At 74.8% G+C, this 18,011-nt stretch carries 15 protein-coding genes and 2 pseudogenes; 11 read left to right on the top strand and 6 right to left on the bottom strand.

From position 1 onward, the window contains the following. The first annotated feature begins 139 nt into the window (after nt 1-139). From ACFY23_RS07495 to ACFY23_RS07485, 3 genes are read left to right on the top strand one after another with little or no spacing between them, the layout of a single operon-like run. On the top strand, nt 140-1,960 hold the full coding sequence (locus tag ACFY23_RS07495; RefSeq protein ID WP_350679791.1) for a DUF2079 domain-containing protein: 1,821 nt from the start codon (nt 140-142) through the stop codon (nt 1,958-1,960). A 59-nt stretch (nt 1,961-2,019) separates the two neighbouring features. Next, nucleotides 2,020-2,661 carry a lipoyl(octanoyl) transferase LipB gene (gene lipB, locus ACFY23_RS07490; protein ID WP_350679789.1) on the top strand — a complete coding sequence of 214 codons (642 nt, stop codon included), beginning with the start codon at nt 2,020-2,022 and terminating at the stop codon, nt 2,659-2,661. Nucleotides 2,662-2,670: 9 nt separating this feature from the next. Further along, complete coding sequence (locus tag ACFY23_RS07485; protein WP_350679787.1) at nt 2,671-3,063, top strand: VOC family protein; 393 nt, start codon at nt 2,671-2,673, stop codon at nt 3,061-3,063. A 36-nt stretch (nt 3,064-3,099) separates the two neighbouring features. Here the strand turns inward: ACFY23_RS07485 and ACFY23_RS07480 are convergent, their stop codons facing one another. Next, nucleotides 3,100-4,128 carry an FUSC family protein gene (locus tag ACFY23_RS07480; RefSeq protein WP_350679785.1) on the bottom strand — a complete coding sequence of 343 codons (1,029 nt, stop codon included), beginning with the start codon at nt 4,126-4,128 and terminating at the stop codon, nt 3,100-3,102. Between the two features lie 82 nt (nt 4,129-4,210). Beyond that, complete coding sequence (aspS, locus tag ACFY23_RS07475; protein WP_350679783.1) at nt 4,211-5,497, bottom strand: aspartate--tRNA(Asn) ligase; 1,287 nt, start codon at nt 5,495-5,497, stop codon at nt 4,211-4,213. A 408-nt stretch (nt 5,498-5,905) separates the two neighbouring features. On the opposite strand from aspS, the gene lipA reads away from it, so the two are divergent. Both lipA and ACFY23_RS07465 read left to right on the top strand, forming a co-directional pair. Continuing rightward, nucleotides 5,906-6,955: a lipoyl synthase gene (gene lipA, locus ACFY23_RS07470; protein ID WP_350679781.1), complete on the top strand. Its 1,050-nt coding sequence runs from the start codon at nt 5,906-5,908 to the stop codon at nt 6,953-6,955. 200 nt (nt 6,956-7,155) lie between these two features. Then, nucleotides 7,156-7,845, top strand: a complete 690-nt coding sequence (locus ACFY23_RS07465) for a DUF4191 domain-containing protein (protein WP_350679779.1) — start codon at nt 7,156-7,158, stop codon at nt 7,843-7,845. Nucleotides 7,846-7,915: 70 nt separating this feature from the next. On the opposite strand, the gene ACFY23_RS07460 is transcribed toward ACFY23_RS07465, so the two are convergent. Continuing rightward, nucleotides 7,916-8,317: an RDD family protein gene (locus tag ACFY23_RS07460; RefSeq protein WP_387036624.1), complete on the bottom strand. Its 402-nt coding sequence runs from the start codon at nt 8,315-8,317 to the stop codon at nt 7,916-7,918. Between the two features lie 262 nt (nt 8,318-8,579). On the opposite strand from ACFY23_RS07460, the gene glnA reads away from it, so the two are divergent. The 3 genes from glnA to ACFY23_RS07445 all read left to right on the top strand — a co-directional run bounded on the left by glnA (nt 8,580) and on the right by ACFY23_RS07445 (nt 11,476). Beyond that, nucleotides 8,580-10,004: a type I glutamate--ammonia ligase gene (glnA, locus tag ACFY23_RS07455; protein ID WP_350679777.1), complete on the top strand. Its 1,425-nt coding sequence runs from the start codon at nt 8,580-8,582 to the stop codon at nt 10,002-10,004. A gap of 105 nt (nt 10,005-10,109) precedes the next feature. Then, complete coding sequence (locus ACFY23_RS07450; RefSeq protein ID WP_350679775.1) at nt 10,110-10,469, top strand: helix-turn-helix transcriptional regulator; 360 nt, start codon at nt 10,110-10,112, stop codon at nt 10,467-10,469. After that, nucleotides 10,466-11,476 (top strand): hypothetical protein, encoded by a 1,011-nt coding sequence (locus ACFY23_RS07445; RefSeq protein WP_350679774.1) that lies wholly within the window; start codon nt 10,466-10,468, stop codon nt 11,474-11,476. The genes ACFY23_RS07450 and ACFY23_RS07445 overlap by 4 nt, the downstream gene beginning before the upstream one ends. Nucleotides 11,477-11,636: 160 nt before the next feature. On the opposite strand, the gene ACFY23_RS07440 is transcribed toward ACFY23_RS07445, so the two are convergent. From ACFY23_RS07440 to mptB (ACFY23_RS07430), 3 genes are all read right to left on the bottom strand, one after another. After that, complete coding sequence (locus tag ACFY23_RS07440) at nt 11,637-12,386, bottom strand: phosphotransferase enzyme family protein (protein WP_350679772.1); 750 nt, start codon at nt 12,384-12,386, stop codon at nt 11,637-11,639. A gap of 78 nt (nt 12,387-12,464) precedes the next feature. Then, on the bottom strand, nt 12,465-13,973 hold the full coding sequence (mptB, locus tag ACFY23_RS07435; RefSeq protein ID WP_350679770.1) for a polyprenol phosphomannose-dependent alpha 1,6 mannosyltransferase MptB: 1,509 nt from the start codon (nt 13,971-13,973) through the stop codon (nt 12,465-12,467). 13 nt (nt 13,974-13,986) lie between these two features. After that, nucleotides 13,987-15,408 carry a polyprenol phosphomannose-dependent alpha 1,6 mannosyltransferase MptB gene (mptB, locus tag ACFY23_RS07430; RefSeq protein ID WP_350679768.1) on the bottom strand — a complete coding sequence of 474 codons (1,422 nt, stop codon included), beginning with the start codon at nt 15,406-15,408 and terminating at the stop codon, nt 13,987-13,989. Nucleotides 15,409-15,452: 44 nt separating this feature from the next. On the opposite strand from mptB (ACFY23_RS07430), the pseudogene ACFY23_RS07425 reads away from it, so the two are divergent. The 3 genes and pseudogenes from ACFY23_RS07425 to ACFY23_RS07415 all read left to right on the top strand — a co-directional run. Further along, nucleotides 15,453-15,882, top strand: a pseudogene (locus ACFY23_RS07425) (hypothetical protein); the annotation flags it as partial. Between the two features lie 83 nt (nt 15,883-15,965). Further along, nucleotides 15,966-17,147, top strand: a pseudogene (locus tag ACFY23_RS07420) (hypothetical protein); the annotation flags it as partial. 193 nt (nt 17,148-17,340) lie between these two features. Continuing rightward, nucleotides 17,341-17,991 carry a class I SAM-dependent methyltransferase gene (locus tag ACFY23_RS07415; RefSeq protein ID WP_387036798.1) on the top strand — a complete coding sequence of 217 codons (651 nt, stop codon included), beginning with the start codon at nt 17,341-17,343 and terminating at the stop codon, nt 17,989-17,991. The last annotated feature ends 20 nt before the right edge of the window (nt 17,992-18,011 follow it).

Below are 18,011 nucleotides of genomic sequence, written 5' to 3'. Positions count from 1 at the left end.
TGAACTGGGTCACCCGCGAATTGCCGCGACGTTACGTCGATGTGTCGATGATGTGACATGGGCCACGCTCACACATTCACCGACGGCAGGATGTGCGTCCTGACCGAGGTGTCCAGGTCCGGTTGGTAACGTCCGCTGCGTGCCGACCTCCCCGTCCCTGGCGCCTTCGCCGGCCTCGCCGCCCCGTGCCGTCCGCGACCGTCGGGCCGACCTGATCGTGGCGCTGGTCGCGCTGGCGCTCGCCGTCTGGGTGACCAGCGGGCTCTGGCGGGACCCGAACGTCCGCGCCATCACGGTCAACTCCAGCGACCAGGCGCTCTTCGAGTGGCTGCTGGCCTTCGGCGGCCACGCGGTGACCCACGGCGACAACCCGCTCTTCACCCACCTCGTCAACGTCCCCGACGGGGTGAACCTCGCGGTCAACACCTCGATCACGGTGTACGCGGTGGTCTTCGCCCCCCTGACGTACCTGATCGGGCCGCCGGCCACGTTCCTGGTGATCCTCACCCTCAACCTGGCCGCCACCGCGCTCGCCTGGTACTGGCTGCTCTCCCGGCACCTGGCCCGCAGCCCGCTCGCCGCCGCGGTCGGCGGGCTGTTCATCGGCTTCTCCCCCGGCATGGTGTCGCACGCCAACGCCCACCTGAACTGGACCTCCGGCTGGCTGGTGCCGCTGCTGGTCTGGCGCACGTTCGCCCTGCGCGGCTCCCGGCGCCCGCTGCGCGACGGCGCGATCCTCGGCGCGCTCGTCGCCGTCGCCTTCTCCATCGCCGCCGAGGGGCTCTTCTTCACCGCGCTGGCGCTCGGCGTCTTCGTCGCCGTCTGGGCGCTGCACCCGGCCCGCCGCGCCGAGGCGCGGGCGGTGCTCCCGGCCTTCCTGCGCGGGCTCGCGGTGACCGCCGTGGTCGCCGGGGTGTTGCTGGCGTACCCGCTGTGGCTGCACTTCGCCGGTCCGCAGCGCTTCCACGGCACCGGCTTCGACGCGGTCATCCACTCCGAGGACGTCGTCGCGTTCGGGGCGTACCCGCGCCGCTCGCTGGCCGGCGAGGTGGGGCTGGGCACCCGGCTGGCCCCGAACCCGACCGAGGAGAACTCGTTCTTCGGGATCCCGCTGCTGCTGCTCGCCGTCGCCTGCTTCGTGGCGCTGTGGCGCCGGGCCGACGCGGGCCGCCGGGCGACGCTGTGGGCGCTGGGCGTGACCGCCGTGGTCTTCACCGTGCTCTCCTTCGGCCCCGAGGCCAAGGTCGACGGGCACCGTGTCGACCTGCCGATGCCGTTCGACCTGCTCGGGCACCTGCCGGTGGTGAACGCCGCCCTGCCCGCCCGGCTGGCGCTGGTGGTGGCGCCGGTGATCGGGGTGCTGCTCGCGTACGCCGTCGACCAGCTGCGGGCCGATCCGCCCGCGCGCCGCCCGGCGCGGGTGGCCTGGTGGGCGAGCTTCGCGGTGGCGCTGGTGCCGCTGCTGCCGACCCCGCTGCTCACCATCGAACGCGAGCCGATCCCGCGCTTCATCACCGCCGGCACCTGGCGGGAGTACGTCTCCCCGGGCGGCGTGCTGACCCCCGTGCCGCTGACCCTCGACGTCTACCCCGACGGGCAGCGCTGGCAGGCGTACGCGCTGGCGCACCGGCAGGGCGAGTTCGCCATCCCGTCGGGCTTCTTCCTCGGCCCCGGCGGCCCGGACGGCCGGGGCCGGATCGGCCCGCCGCCGCGCCCGTTCGGCACCCTGGTCGACCAGGCCGGTCGTAGCGGGCTGGTGCCGATCATCACCGAGGGCAGCGTCCAGGAGACCCGCGCCGACCTGCGGCACTGGCGGATCGAGACGGTCGTGCTGGCCGACGAGGTGCACGGGGCGAAGTGGCCGGTCGACGAGGACGCGATCCGCCGCACCGTGACCGCGCTGCTCGGCCCGCCCGAGCGGGTGGACGACGTCTGGCTGTGGCGGGTCCCGCAGGGATGAGCGCCGTGGTGAGCCGCGTCACCGAAGGTGACCGGCCGGTACGGGTCTAGGCTTGGCGCGTGAGCACGAAGACTTCCGGCCTCACGGCCGTCCGCACCGGTGTCCTCGACTACCAGGCCGCCTGGGACGAGCAGCGCCGGCTGCACGATTCGGTGGTGGCCGGCGAGCAGGGCGACACGGTGCTGCTGCTGGAGCATCCGAGCGTCTACACCGCCGGCAAGCGCACCGAGCCGTGGGACCGCCCCATGGACGGCACCCCGGTCGTCGACGTCGACCGGGGCGGCAAGATCACCTGGCACGGCCCGGGGCAGCTCGTCGGCTACCCGATCATGCGGCTGCCCGACCCGGTGGACGTGGTCGCCTACGTCCGCCGCACCGAGCAGTTGCTGATCGACGTCTGCGCCGAGTTCGGGCTGGCCGCCGGCCGAATCGACGGGCGCAGCGGGGTCTGGGTGCCGGAGGACGACCGGGGCCCGGCCCGCAAGGTGGCCGCCATCGGCATCCGCGTCGCCCGCGGGGTCACCCTGCACGGCTTCGCGATCAACTGCGACTGTGACCTGACGTACTTCGACCGGATCGTGCCCTGCGGCATCCGCGACGCCGGCGTCACCTCGCTCACCGCCGAGCTGGGCCGCCCGGTCACCGTGGCCGACGTGCTGCCGGTGGTCGAGCGACACCTGCCGACCCTCGTCGCGGCCTGAGCGCCGCCCGTGCGGATCGATCTCGTAACCGTCGTCGTCGCCGAGTACGACCCGGCCATCGACTTCTTCACCGAAGTGCTCGGCTTCGATCTGGTCGAGGACTCGCCGTCGCTGACCAACGACGGCCGCCCGAAGCGCTGGGTCGTCGTCCGACCGCCCGGCGCGCAGACCGGGCTGCTGCTGGCCCGCGCCGACGGCGAGCGGCAGGCGCGGGCCGTCGGCGACCAGGTCGCCGGCCGGGTCGGCTTCTTCCTCCAGGTCGACGACTTCGACGCCACCCACCGCCGGATGGTCGAGGCGGGCGTCGAGTTCACGCGACCGCCGCGCACCGAGCCGTACGGCCGGGTCGCGGTGTTCCGCGACATCGCCGGCAACCTCTGGGACCTCCTCGGCCCGGCCTGACCGCCAGCCGGCCCGGGCATCGGGCCTTCCCGCCGGTCAGACCTGCTCGGCGGGGCCGGCCGCGACGCCGCGGCGCCGGAGCCAGGGCTGGCACAGCACGATGGCCCCGCCGATGACAGCGCCGATCACCGTCTCGACGCCCCGGTCGAAGAGCAGCGACCCCACCGGACGGGCCGCCGCGAGCTGGCCCATCAGCAGGGCCAACGGCGTGATGAACAGCAGCGCGAGCCCGTAGTTGCGCCCGACCAGCAGCTCGGTGACGATCTGGAGCACCGCCACCACCAGGACGGTGGTGACCGGCGAGAACCCCGGCGCGAGCAGGGCCGCGCTGGTCAGCAGCCCGAGCAGGGTGCCGACGATCCGGTGCCCGGCCCGCACCAACTGGGCGGTGACGCCCTGGGCGCTGAGCGGCGCGACGGCCGCCACCATCGCCCAGTACGGGTGCCCGATCCCGATGGCCGTCGCCGCGCCGCCGGCCAGCGCCACGGCGACGGCGTACCGCGCCGGCTCCCAGGTCCAGACGTGCCGCAGCCGCGCGGGGCGGCTGCGCTGCCGCCGCAGCACGCTGCCGACGGCACCGACGAGCAGCGCGAACAGGCTGCTGAGCCCGGCCACCGCCGCCGCGGTCGGCACGTCGGAGACCGCGTGCGGCACCGATGCCGCGGCGCCGAACCCGAAGACGAGGAAGAGCGGTCCCGGCGGGTGCCAGTCCTGCGCGGCGGCGAGCACGGCACCCGCCGCCGCGACGGCCGCCGCGGCGGGCACCGCGACCCACGCGCGCGACTCCAGGGAGCCGACCAGCACCCCGAGCACCACCGACACCGTGAGGGCCGCCCCGGCGCTCGCCTGCATCGCCGCCCGGGACAGGTGCACGTGGTTGCGCCCGTAGAGCGAGGTGAACGCGCCGAACGCGGCGTACAGGGACCAGTCGGGGTGGCCGGCCGCCAGCACCGCGAGCAACGGCACGAGGACGCTGACGCCGGCCCGCAACGCGACCCGGTGGGCGCCGCGTGCCTCGCGGAGGTGCAGCAGGTCACGCAGCGTCGCCCGCACCTGCTCGCCCATCACGCTCCCCACTTCCCCACAGGTAACCCCTCGCCGCCCTGTCGGCGACGAGGGGTTCCCGTTGTGCGGCCGTGGTCACCCCTCAGGGGGTGAGCCGGTGCAGGTCGCGCGGGAAGGCGGTCACCTCCCGGACGTTGGCCGCGCCGGTCAGCCGGGCCACGAAGCGCTCCAGCCCGATGGCGAAACCGCCGTGCGGCGGCATCCCGTGCCGGAACGCGTCGACATAGCCGGCGTACGGCTCGACGGGCTCGCCACGGGCCGCGAGCGCGGCCAGGTAGTCGGCGTGCCGGTGCAGCCGCTGCCCGCCCGTCACCAGCTCCAGCCCCCGGAACAGCAGGTCGAACCCGTTGGAGTACGCGGGCCGCGCCGGGTCGGGATGGGTGTAGAAGGGCCGCTTCGCCATCGGGTAGCCGGTGACGAAGAGGAACTCGGAGCCGTGCTCCCGCCGCGCCCACTCCCCCAGCGCCCGCTCGTGCGCCGGGGCGAGGTCCGGCTCGTCAGCCGGTGCGCCGGCGATCTTCAGCGCCTCGGTGAAGTGCACGGCGGGGATCTCCGCCGGCACCTCGGGGGCCTCGACGCCGAGCGTGGCGAGCGCGGAGCCGGCCCGCCCGCGTACCGCGTCGAGCATGCCGGCCAGGGTGTGCCGCAGCACGGCCATCACGTCCCGGTGGTCGGTGACGAAGCCGAGTTCGGCGTCGAGCGAGGTGTACTGCGCCAGGTGCCGCACCGTGTCGTGCGGCTCGGCCCGGAACACCGGCCCGACCTCGTAGACCCGCTCGAAGACGCCGACCATGAGCTGCTTGTAGAACTGCGGCGACTGGGCCAGGTACGCGGGCCGGCCGAACCAGTCCAGCGCGAACACGTTCGCCCCGCTCTCGGTGGACGAGCCGACCACCTTCGGTGTGTGGATCTCCACGAAGTCGCGGGCGTCGAGCGCGGCGCGGAAGCCGGCCACCGCCGCCGCCGAGACGCGCAGCGCCGCCGAACGGGTCGGGTGGCGCAGCGCCACGGGCGCGTGGTCGAGCTGGGTGGGCAGGCTCGCGGTCAGCGCCGGCCGGTAGAGGTCGAACGGCGGCGGCACGGCGGGCGGGCCGAGCGGTCGTACGGTCGGCTCGGCGACCTCGACCCCGGCGGGAGCGGTCGGGTTCGCGACCACCGTGCCGGTGACCTCGACGACGGTCTCCTCGGTCAGTTTCTCCAGGTCGGCGCGGACGGCCGGGTCGGCGACCACCACCTGGGCGAGGCCGGCGGCGTCCCGGACGATCAGGAACGCCACCGACTTGAGCAGCCGGCGGCGGTGTATCCAGCCGGCGATCCGGGCGGTCGCGCCGACATGGGCGGAGAGCTGGTGGGAAAGGATGCGTTGCACGGCGGTTACCTCCTCGATCAATCGCAACGCGATCCCCGGGAGGTGTGGGCGAGCGGGAACCTCGCGGTGCCACCACACCTTCGCCCCCGCCGTGGCGGGGGCCTCGTTCGTCGCCTTTTCACCGGGGCCAGCCGGGCGGGCTCTACTGGGCGTGGTTGGGAAGGGCCCCCTCCTCTACCGGAGGCGTTAGAAAGGTGCCCTTCCGTGCACGCCGTTCTTCCCGCAGCTCGGGAGGGTCTTCACGGTCCGGCGCCAGACCGCCTCGCAGCAACCGGCGGCTCTCTCGGCTGGCGGATCGGGCCGCTACTCGGCTCCGTCACAGCTCTGCCCGGCACGCTAGCACCCCACCGGCTTTTCGTGTAACGCCGTTTCCCCAGCCCCGGTGTCCGGCGTCACAAGGTTTCCGGCGTGACGCCGGTCGCCCGCGGCACATCGACGGCGGCCGTCGGGCGTAGGCTCGGTTTCGTGACGATCGAGCACTCCGCGCCGGCGACCGGCCAGGCAGCGCGCACCGCGACGCCCGCCCCCGAGGGGCGGCGTCTGCTCCGCATCGAGGCCCGCAACGCCGAGACGCCGATCGAGCGCAAACCGCCGTGGATCAAGGTCAAGGCCAAGATGGGGCCGGAGTACACCCAGCTGCGCGGGCTCGTCTCGCGCGAGGGGCTGCACACCGTCTGCCAGGAGGCCGGCTGCCCCAACATCTACGAGTGCTGGGAGGACCGGGAGGCCACCTTCCTCATCGGTGGCGACCAGTGCACCCGGCGCTGCGACTTCTGCCAGATCGACACCGGCAAGCCGGCGGAGTTCGACGCCGACGAGCCGCGCCGGGTGGCCGAGTCGGTGGTCTCGATGGGCCTGCGCTACGCCACCATCACCGGCGTGGCCCGCGACGACCTGCCCGACGGCGGCGCCTGGCTCTACGCCGAGACGGTCCGGCAGATCCACGCCCTGCAGCCGGGCTGCGGCGTGGAGCTGCTGATCCCCGACTTCAACGCGGTCCCCGAGCAGCTCGCCGAGGTCTTCGGCTCCCGGCCGGAGGTGCTCGCGCACAACGTGGAGACCGTGCCGCGGATCTTCAAGCGGATCCGGCCGGCGTTCCGCTACGAGCGCTCGCTGGACGTGATCCGGCAGGCCCGCGCCGACGGCCTGGTCACCAAGTCCAACCTGATCCTGGGCATGGGCGAGGAGCGCGCCGAGGTCTCCCAGGCGCTGCGCGACCTGCACGACGCCGGCTGCGAGCTGATCACCATCACGCAGTACCTGCGCCCCTCCCCCCGGCACCACCCGGTCACCCGCTGGGTGAAGCCGGAGGAGTTCGTCGAGCTGCGCGAGGAGGCCGAGGAGATCGGCTTCGCGGGCGTGATGAGCGGTCCGCTGGTGCGCTCGTCGTACCGCGCCGGCCGGCTCTACCGGCAGGCGCTGGAGGCCCGCGAGGGCACCCCGGCCACCGCGGGCTGACGCACTCCGGTCACCGCGGGCTGACGCACTCGGTCGGCGCGCCGGCGCCGCCGCCCGTCGCGACGAACGGTGGCGGCGCGCCGGCCGATCGTCGCCCGCTGCCCGCCTCACTGCCGGTCTCTGGGGGCGGCACGGCGGCGTACGCCATTCAGCCCGGCCGCGGGTGATCGCGGCGTGGGGCGACCACTAGACTCATCGGCATGGCAAAGCCCCAGGAGAAGGTCTCGTTCGGCCAGCGGCTGAAGCAGATCGGGATGGTGTTCAAGTTCACCGCCAAGCAGGACAGGTGGTTCGCCCCACTGGCCGCCGGCGCGGTGCTGATCCCGCTCGCGCTCACCGTGGTCGCGGTCCTGCTCTGGGGCTGGATCTGGCTGCCGCTGGGCATCCTGCTCGCCCTGCTCTGCCTGCTGATCGTGCTCAACCTGCGGTCCAACCGGGCGATGATGAACGCCGCCGAGGGGCAGCCCGGCGCGGCGGCCCAGATCATGGAGAGCATGCGCGGCGACTGGCGGGTCACCCCGGCCGTCAGCTCCACCACCCAGATGGACATGGTCCACCTGGTCATCGGCCGGCCCGGCGTGATCCTGCTCGCCGAGGGCAACCCGCAGCGGGTGCGCGGCCTGCTCGGCCAGGAGAAGCGGCGGCTGGCCAAGGTCATCGGCAACGCACCGCTGCACGACTACGTGATCGGGCAGGAGGAGGGCCAGCTGCCGGTCCGCAAGCTGCGGATGACCCTGATGCGGCTGCCGCGCACGCTCAGCGGCAAGGACGTCAACTCCCTCGACAAGCGGCTCAAGGCGCTCACCGCCCGCCCGCAGATGCCCAAGGGCGCGATCCCGAAGAACATGCGGCCCCCGCGCGGCGCGTTCCGCCAGTCGCGCGGCCGCTGACCCACCGGGTCGTACGTTCAAGAGGAGCCGGGCCCCGTCGGGCCCGGCTCCTGCGTTCTGGGGGGTGCCTTCAGGGGCGGGGGGCGTCGGTGACGACCGAGCCCGCGAGGCGGTCGTGCAGGCCTCGGCGGTGGTTGTCCATCAACAGGGCCGGCACGACGAGGGCGAGCAGCACGCCGCGCAGCAGCGCCCGGAGGAGGCCGATGCGCCCGCCGTCGGCCCAGGCGACGCAGCGGATCTTCGTGATGAACATGCCCGGCGTCTGGGCGAACAGCCCGAGGAAGAAGCCGTACTCCAGGATCAGCACCAGCACGGGCGCCCACCCGTCGCGGACCGGGTCGGCGAACCCTCGGGCGACGAGGAGGCAGAGCACCCAGTCGATCACCAGCGCGCCGAACCGGCGGCCCAGGCTGGGCGGGGTGAAGGCGGGATCGGACGCGGGCGGCACGGGGCGGTCAGGCGGGTTGCTCACAACGGTCAAGGGTATCCAGGGCGTACGGGCGGCTCGGGGACGGTCGCCGGCACCCCGAGCGCAAAAAGGGACCAAAGCGAGCAAGTGTCAATACACTGGCACAGCCGGTGACGTTCCGTCGCCCGATCGCCCCGCCAGAGCAGGGCGGATGACGCTCCGCGAGGGACGTAACACGGCAGAAACACTCAAGACATGGGCGGGCAACCGCCCGGCCATAGCGTCGCCAAGAGCCTAGCCACCCGTGGACGTGCCAGGAGGACGTGTGTTCGCCAATCCCGAGGAACTCCTGCGATACCTCAAGAACGAGGACGTGAAGTTCGTCGACGTACGTTTTTGTGACCTGCCCGGCGTGATGCAGCACTTCAACCTGCCGGTCGAGTCCGTCGACGACGAATTCTTCACCGAGGGCCTGGCCTTCGACGGTTCGTCGATCCGCGGTTTCCAGGCGATCCACGAGTCGGACATGCTCCTGCTCCCGGACGTCGCCACCGCCTTCATCGACCCCTTCCGGGCGCAGAAGACCCTCGCGCTCAACTTCTTCATCCACGACCCGTTCACCCGCGAGGCCTACAGCCGGGACCCGCGCAACGTGGCGAAGAAGGCCGAGGCGTACCTGGCGGCCAGCGGCATCGCCGACACCGCCTACTTCGGCGCGGAGGCGGAGTTCTACATCTTCGACTCCATCCGCCACGAGACCTCGGCCCACCAGTCGTTCTACTACATCGACTCGATCGAGGGCGCCTGGAACACCGGCCGCGAGGAGCCGGGCGGCAACCGCGGCTACAAGACCGCGTACAAGGGCGGCTACTTCCCGGTGCCGCCCGTGGACCACTACGCCGACCTGCGCGACAGCATCGTGCGCCGGCTGGTCGACACCGGGTTCACCGTGGAGCGCTCGCACCACGAGGTGGGCACCGCCGGCCAGTCCGAGATCAACTACCGGTTCTCCACCCTGCTGCACGCGGCCGACCAGCTCCAGCTCTTCAAGTACATCGTGAAGAACGAGGCCTGGGCCAACGGCAAGACCGCCACCTTCATGCCGAAGCCGCTCTTCGGCGACAACGGCTCCGGCATGCACACCCACCAGAGCCTGTGGCTGAACGGCGAGCCGCTGTTCTACGACGAGACCGGCTACGCCGGCCTGTCGGACATGGCCCGCTGGTACATCGGCGGCCTGCTGCACCACGCCCCGTCGCTGCTGGCCTTCACCAACCCGACGATCAACTCGTACCGCCGGCTGGTGCCGGGCTACGAGGCGCCGGTCAACCTGGTCTACTCGCAGCGCAACCGCTCCGCCTGCACCCGCATCCCGGTGACCGGCAGCAACGCGAAGGCCAAGCGCGTCGAGTTCCGCGTGCCGGACCCGTCCGCCAACGTCTACCTGGCCTTCTCGGCGATGATGATGGCCGGCCTGGACGGCATCAAGAGCAAGATCGAGCCGCCGGCGCCGATCGACAAGGACCTGTACGACCTGCCGCCGGAGGAGTGGGGCGACGTCAAGCAGGTGCCGGGCTCGCTGCCCGAGGTGCTCGACGCGCTGGAGGCCGACCACGACTACCTGCTCGACGGCGGCGTCTTCACGCCCGACCTGATCTCCACCTGGGTCGAGTGGAAGCGGGCCAACGAGGTCGACCCGGTGCGCCTGCGCCCGACCCCGCACGAGTTCGCCATGTACTTCGACTGCTGACGCACGCTCCATCAGCACCGGCCGGGCCGGCTCCGCGACTCGCGGGGCCGGCCCGGCCGCGCGTAACGGCCGCCGACATACCTTCGTGTCCGATACATTGAGGGCGTGGACACTCCGCTGCGCGAACCCACCTTCCTGATCCTCACGGCGCTGGCCGGCGAGCCGATGCACGGCTACGGCCTGATCGGCGAGGTCGCCGCCCTCTCCGAGGGGCGCGTGTCGTTGCGGCCGGGCACCCTCTACGGTGCACTCGACCGCCTGGTCGACGCCGGACTGGTGGCGGTCGACCGGGAGGAGGTGGTGGACGGCCGGCTGCGCCGCTACTACCGCCTCTCCCCCGCCGGCGACGCCACGCTCACCGCCGAGACCGAGCGCCTGCGCCGCAACGTGGAGGCGGCCACCGCCCGGTTACGCGCCCGCGCGGCCCGACCGCTCGCCCCGCGTACCGCCGGGGGGTTGGCATGAACGGGCTGGAGCGGCGCTACCACCGCCTGCTGCGGGCGTACCCGGCCGAGTACCGGCGGGCGCGCGGCGCCGAGATCGTCGGCACGTACCTCGACCTGGCCGGACCGGGCCGGCGCTGGCCCTCCCCGGCGGACGCCGCGGACCTGCTGCGCGGCGGCATGCGCCAGCGGTTGCGGGCCGCCGGCGCCGCCGACCTGATCCCGGGCGTACGCCTCGCCGCCGTCCTCGCCTTCCTCACCGCGACCGCCTTGGCGGCGGTCTGGTCGGTGCTGGAACTGGACCCGCCGATGGCGCAGTGGGGCGTGCCGAGCGCAGGACCGTTCGTCTCGCTCGGGATCGGGGTGTGGGCCGCCTGGCTGCTCGCCGCGGCGGTGCACGCTGTGGCGCCGGGCCGGTGGACCCGGTGGGCCGTCGCCATCGCGGTGCTGTTCACCGTCGCGGTCGTGCCGGTCGCAGCCCTCGCCGGCCTGCCCCGACCACCGCTGTTCGTGCTGTTGCCGCAGGTCGGGTTGGGGCTGGTGGCGCTCGGCCTCCCCGAGCGGCTGCCGGCGCTGCTCCGGGCGGCGCCCCTGCTCGCCATCGGCTCCGCCGGCCTCGCGGGTGTCAACCTGCTAGCCCAATACGACTTCTACATCAGCTACTACGGCTGGACGGCCAGCCAGATCCTGCCCGGCGCCGCCGTGGTGCTGCTCGTCGTGGTGCTGCTACTCGGGGCGGGGCTGGCCCTGCGGGCCGACCACCGGGGTGGCTGGGCGCTGCTGGTGCTGCTGACCCCGGTCGGCCTGCTCTTCCTGCACCCACTGGCCGGCGCGGTCGACGGCAGCGCGCGCGGCGCGCCCAACCCGGGCTGGGCCGCGCTCGCCGCGACGGCCGTCGTGGTCGGCCTGGCCGGCCCCGCGCTGCTGCCGCTGGCGATCGCTCTGTGCAAGCGCGTGCGCCGACCCGGCCCCGTCAGACCCGGCGACCGCTGCCCGACCTGCGGGCGCAACGCCGAGCAGGTGCCGTAGGCCAGCGGCGCAGCACCCGCACGGTCGGTGGAACACCGTGGCTGTCATCCGCGCGTCCTGACAGCCACGGTGTTCCACTCGACGCGGCCGATCCACGGCGAGTGGCGGCGCGGATCGGCACTCGGCTGCGAGGCCGGCTCGCGCGGTGGCGGGAGGGCGGTCAGCGCAGGGCGATCTCCCATGCCTCGGTGTGGGCGTCGAGGTGTTCGGCGGTGGCCAGCCAGTACGGGCCGTCCTCGGTCCAGATCCGGGCCCACGGCTCGCGCCGCTGTTCCGCGCCCTCGCGCAACAGGTCGTACATGGCCCGGGCGCGGCGACCCAGCATGGCGGCCAGGGCCGGGCGGGACGCCTCGTCCAGCCGGTAGCCGTCGGCGAAGGCGCGCAGCCGGGCCGCCGACTCGGCCACCGGCCGGTCCGGGCGCAGGCCGGCCATGCTCTGCGCGGCGTACGCGAGGTCCCAGAGCCGGGAGCCCGGCGCCGCGCAGTCCCAGTCGATCAGCACCCAGCCCCGGTCCGCCCTGATCAGGTTCCACGGGGCCACGTCGTTGTGGCAGACGAGTTCCTCCCGGTCCGGCGGGATGAGCCGCTGCCACGCCGCGCCGGCCGGCGGGGTGAACCCGGCCAGCGCCTCGTGCAGCTCGGCCAGCATCCGGCCGATCGCGAACAGGTCCGCCACCGGGTACGTGCCCGACGCCTCGCCGACCTCGCCTGGGACGTACTCCAGCACCTGCCGGCCCTGCGCGTCGCGACCCAGAGGCCGGGGGGCACCGGCGAATCCCACCGCGTGCAGGTGTTCCAGCAGGGCGTCCACCACGTCGCTCCAGGGGCCGACCGGACGGCGCACGGTGTCGCCGACGCGCACCACGCCGGTGGTGGCGTTGCCCGGCAACGATTCCTCGGCTGTGCTCATCCCACGATCATTAACCTGTGCGCCCGGGGCGCGCGGCACGGGTCCGGCGGCCGGGACGCGCGGCGCGGCATGTGCCCCTCAGCCGGGGCGCGCGGCACGGGTCCGGCGCAGCCGGAGCAGGCCCCACACCGCCAGCCCGGCCACCAGCGCGGTCATCGCGATCGCGCCCGGGGCCTTGGTGAACCGGGCCAGGTTGGTGCCGTCGGGCAGGGTGAGGAAGGCCGCCGCCGCGCAGGGCGCCACGAACCAGGTGGTCCGCGTCGCGGCGACCGCGAGCAGGGCCAGCGGCCAGGTGGCGTACCAGGGGTGGAAGACCGGGGCGAGGAGGACCGTGGCGGCCAGCGCCAGCCCCGCGCCGAGCAGGGTCACCCGGGGGCGGGCGGCGTCCAGGCGGGCCACCCGCTGCCGGACGTCGTTCAGCCGGCGCAGCCCCGACCAGGCCCGCCACCACAGCGCCGCCACGAGCACGGCGAGCAGCAGCAGCGCCGCCGCGCGGGTCGCCGGCACCGCGCCCGGGTCCCGCCCGGCGAGCTCGCCCGCGTAGTCGACGACGAAGCCCACCGCCGTCGGGGGCGACGTCCACTGCTCGGAGTCCCCGCTGCGGGTCAGCCCGCGTATCCAGCCGAGTCCGAGGCCGGACAGCAGCGAGGTGACCCCCACCGCGCCGAGCGTCCCGCCGGCCAGCCAGCCGGCGTCGCGCAGCAGCGCCCGCACGGTGTAGCGGCCCAGCACCGCGGCCAGCGCCGCGAAGGGAAGCACCACCACGGCGGTGGCCTTCACCGTCACCGCCAGCCCGAGCAGGGCCCCGGCCACCAACAGCGGCTTCGGCTTGCCGGGCCCGCGCACCAGCACCAGCAGGCCCAGCAGCAGCAGGCCGAGCATCACCGCGTCGTTGTGCGCGCCGGCCACCAGGTGGACCCCGACCAGCGGGCAGGCCAGCGCCAGCCAGGCCGCCCTGCGGGTGGGCACGCCCGCGGCGCGGGCCAGGCCCACCAGGCAGAGGGCGGCCAGCAACACCCCGGCGACCGCGAGCAGGCGGAACGCCACGACAGCGCCCACCAGGCCGCCGCCGAGGGTCACCGCGAGCGCGGCGAGCAGCACGAAGAACGGCCCGTACGGGGCGGGCGTGTCCCGCCAGATCGGCGCGACCGACTCCACCCAGGGGCAGCCGGCCTCGGCCACCCCGGTCGCGTACGGGTCGACGCCGTGCGCGTACGCCCAGCCCTGGCAGGCGTAGGAGTAGACGTCCCGGCTGCCCAGCGGCGGGGTGACCAGCAGCGGCAGCGCCCACAGCCCGGCGGTCAGGTACGCCCACCGCGTGGACGGCGCGCCCCGGCGCAGCGCCCACCAGGCGCCGACCAGCAGGGCCGTGCCGACCAGCCAGACCCCCAGCGTCAGCGGCCCACCGTCCGACAGCCAACGGTCCCCCGGGGGGACGTCCAGCGGGGTCGACGGCAGCGCCCCGCCCCGCCAGCCGGCGACGGCCAACAGCACCGCCCCGCCCAGGCCCGCGTACCGGGCGAGCCGGGCGGCATCCGGCGACGGCGAGACGTCGGGCGAGGTCGACGGGGAGCCGGGTGTGGTCACCGGCGTCCTCTCCTCAGTTCACGGCGGCCGGCCGGCGGGCCGCCCGAGCCGACCGGCGGGCCGCCCAAGCCGACCGTACCAAGCGGACGGCCACCACCATCACCAACAGCGTCATCAGCGGGGCGCCGACCGTCTTGCTGTACCGGGCCAGCCCGGTGCCGTCCGCGAGGACCAGGAACGCCGAGAGCACCGCGACGAGCGCGAACCAGCCGGTGCGCCGCGACGTGGCCGCGAGCACGGCCAGCGGCCAGGTCCAGTACCAGGGGTGGAACAGCGGGGCGAGCGCGACCGTGGCGGCCAGCGCCAGGCCGGCGTGCCACAGCGGCTCCCGGGTGCGGGCCCGCCACCACAGCCAGATCAGCACCAGCGCGAGCACGGCCATCCCGATGCCCCGGGTGACCGGCAGCGGATCGCCGTGCCAGCCGAACGGCGCGGCGAGGTAGGCGACGGTCTGCCCCACCGCCGTCGGGGGCGAGGTCCAGGCGATCACCAGGCCGCCCTGCTCCAGCCCGGTGACCCAGCCGAAGCCCAGGCCGCTGGCGAGGGTCGCGCCGACGACCGCCGCGAGCGCCCCGCCGACCACCCACCCACCGTCGCGGATCAACGCCCTGATCGAGTACGCCCCGACGATCGCGGCGAGCGCCGCGAACGGCACCACCACCAGCGCGGTGACCTTGACGGCGCCGGCGAGGCCGAGCAGCGCTCCCCCGGCGAGCAGCGGGCCGGGGCGGCCCGGCCGGGCCACCACCATCGCCAGCCCGGCCACGAGCAGCCCCACCATCAGCGCGTCGTTGTGCGCGCCCGAGATCAGGTGCACCCCGATCAGCGGCGAGCCCAGCGCCAGCCAGACCGCCCGGCCGGCCGGCACGCCGCAGCGCCGGGCCAGCGGCGGCAGGCAGGCCGCGGTCAGCCCCACCCCGGCCACCGCCAGCAGCCGGAACAGCACGATGCTGCCGGTCAGCGACCCGGTCGCCTCGACCACCGCCCCGGCGATCAGCAGGAACAGCGGCCCGTACGGGGCCGAGGTGTCCCGCCAGATGTAGGAGATGGTGTCCAGCCACGGGCAGGGCAGTGCCGAGACACCCTGCTCGTACGGGTTGATGCCGGCGGAGTAGCTGGCGCCCTGGCAGGCGTACGCGTAGACGTCTCGGCTGCCCAGCGGCGGCGCGACCAGCAGCGGCAGCAGCCAGAGCCCGGCGGTGACCACGGCCCAGCGGGTCGACGGCACCCGGTCGCGCAGCGCCCACCAGGCGTACGCCATCAGGCCCGTGCCGACCGCCCAGGTGGCGATGATCAACGGGCCGTGCGGGCCCTGCCAGATGCTGAGCGGGGTGGGGCGCAAATCGCCGTCGGGCAGCGCTCCGCCGAGGAACGCGGCCACGGCGAGCAGCGTCGAGCCGGCCAGGCCGATCCAGCGCGCGAGGTGGTGAGGCACGCCGGACATGCTGCCAGTACGGTGGTCGCGGTACGGAGGTGGGCATGCGGCGCAGTCGGGTGGTGGCGGTGGCCGCCGCGTCCGCCGTGCTCCTCGGCGTGACGTATCTCGCTCTTCCGCCGACCGGTTCCGACCTCGCCGCGCAGGTCGCCCGGGCCGACTTCTTCGCCGCCCACGGCCTCGCCCCGGTCGACCTGCGCTGGTACGGCGGGGTCCAGCAGTTCGGCTACAGCCTGGTCTCCCAGCCGGTGATGGCGCTGCTCGGGGTGCGGGTCACCGGCGTGCTGGCGCTGGTGGCGGCGGCGACCGCGTTCGCGGCGCTGCTGGTGCGCACCGGGGTGCCGCGCCCGCTGCTCGGCAGCCTGGTCGGGGTGGTCACGATCGCCGGCAACCTGGTCTCGGGCCGGGTGACGTACGGCCTCGGGGTGGCCTTCGGCCTCGGCGCGCTGCTCGCCCTCACCCTCCCCCGCGGCCCGGCCGCACGGGCCGCCGACTCCGACCCGGCCGCACCGGCCGACTCCGACGCCGACGGGCGGGCGCGGCGACGGCAGGTCGCGCGGCTCGGGCTGGCGGTCGCCGGGGCGCTGCTGGCCTCGGCGGCGAGCCCGGTGGCGGGCCTCTTCGTCGGCCTGGCCGGCGCGGCGCTGCTGCTCACCCGCCGGTACGCCGACGGCCTGGCGCTCGGCGTCGCCGCCGCGCTGCCGCTCGGGGCGACCGCGCTGCTCTTCGGCGACGGCGGCTGGATGAACATCAGCCGCACCGACACGCTGCGCGCCGTGCTGACCAGCCTGCTGGTCGCCGCGCTGGTGGCGTACCGGCCGGTGCGGGTGGGCGCGCTGCTCTCGGCGGCCGGGGTGCTGGCGGCGGCGCTGGTGCACACCCCGGTCGGGCTGAACGCCACCCGGCTGGCGGTCATGTTCGGCCTGCCGCTGCTGGCCGCCGCCGCCCGCCCCCCGGTCGGGCTGGCGCGGTGGTGGGCCCGACGCGGCCGGGGCGCGGCGCGGGGCGGGGTGGGCGGCCGGGACGCGGCGCAGGGGCGGAGCAAGGTCCGGGGCCGCGTGGCGCTGGCCACGCTGCTGGCGGCCGGCTGCTGGTGGCAGCCGCCGGTGCCCCCCGCCGACCTGCGCAGCGTCGACGACCCGACCGGCCGGGCCGCGTACTTCGCGCCGCTGCGGGAGTTCCTCGACGGGCAGCGGCTCACCGGCCGGGTCGAGGTGCCGCCGACCCGCAACTACTGGGAGGCGGCGCGGCTGGGCGAGGTGCCGCTGGCCCGGGGCTGGCTGCGGCAGGCCGACATCGACCGGAACCCCCTCTTCTTCACCACCGTCCCGGGCGCGGCCGGCACCGGGGTGCCGCTGACCGCCGCGAGCTACCGGGACTGGCTGGCCGAGAACGCCGTGCAGTTCGTCGCGGTGCCGGACGCCCCGCTGTCGTGGGTGGGGCGGGCCGAGGCCGACCTGGTCACGGGCGGCCTGCCGTACCTCACGCCCGTCTGGTCCGGCCCGCACTGGCGGGTCTGGGCGGTCGCCGAGCCGACCCCGATCGTCGGCGCGCCGGCCGACCTCGTCGCGCAGGACGGCGCCTCGGTGACCTTCCAGGTGCCGGCCGCCGGCACGGTGCCGGTCCGGGTGCGGCACAGCCGCTGGTTGACCGCCTCCGGCGGCGCCACGGTCGCCGCCGACGGCGACTGGACGGCGGTGACGGTGCCGCGCGCCGGGACGTACCGGCTGGGGAGCTGAGCCGGAACCGCCGGGCCGGGCGCTCGGAGGCTCCGGGCCGTCTTTTGCCGCTTCGGCAAGATTTCTTGCTCGTCCCGCCGCCGGCGCGCACGATCGACGCGACAAGGGACCCGAGGGCGGCGCACCAGGAGGACGAGACGTGCGACACGACGGAACGGCCGGGGAGCACCGGCACGACAGGACGGCGGCGCCGGTGGACGACCATTGGCGGCACCCGGACGTGGACGAGGAGACCGCTCGGTACTGGGAGGAGCTCTACGGGCGGCGCGACCGGTACTGGAGCGGGCGGGCGAACCCGATCCTGGTCGACGTCGCCGGGCCGCTGCCGGCCGGCACCGCGCTGGACCTCGGCTGCGGCGAGGGCGGCGACGCGATCTGGCTGGCCGGGCGGGGCTGGCGGGTGACGGCGGTGGACGTCGCCGAGACCGCCCTCGACCGGGCGTCCGCAGCGGCGGCCGAGGCCGGGGTGGCGTCCCGCATCGAGTTCCGCCGGCACGACCTCACCCGGACCTTCCCGCCGGGCGAGTTCGACCTGGTCTCCGCGCAGTTCCTCCAGTCGCCGCTGGAGTTCCCCCGGGGAGAGGTGCTGCGCTCGGCGGCCCGGGCCGTGGCCCCCGGCGGCCGGCTGCTCGTCGTCGAGCACGGCGAGGTCCCGCCGTGGGGACGGCACGCGCACCCGGACGTGCGCTTCCCCACCCCGCAGGAGACCCTCGCCGAGCTGGACCTCGACCCGGACCGGTGGCTCACCGAGCGGCTCGACGCCCCGCGCCGGCAGGCCACCGGCCCGGACGGCCATACCGGGACCCTCGTCGACCACGTGGTGCTGGTCCGCCGCCGCCCGTAGCGCCAGGCGTGGGGCGGCCG

Origin of the sequence: Micromonospora sp. NPDC000121 (genome assembly GCF_042899165.1) — a bacterium.
GTDB lineage: Bacteria > Actinomycetota > Actinomycetes > Mycobacteriales > Micromonosporaceae > Micromonospora.
This window is presented reverse-complemented; position numbering and strand designations above follow the sequence as displayed.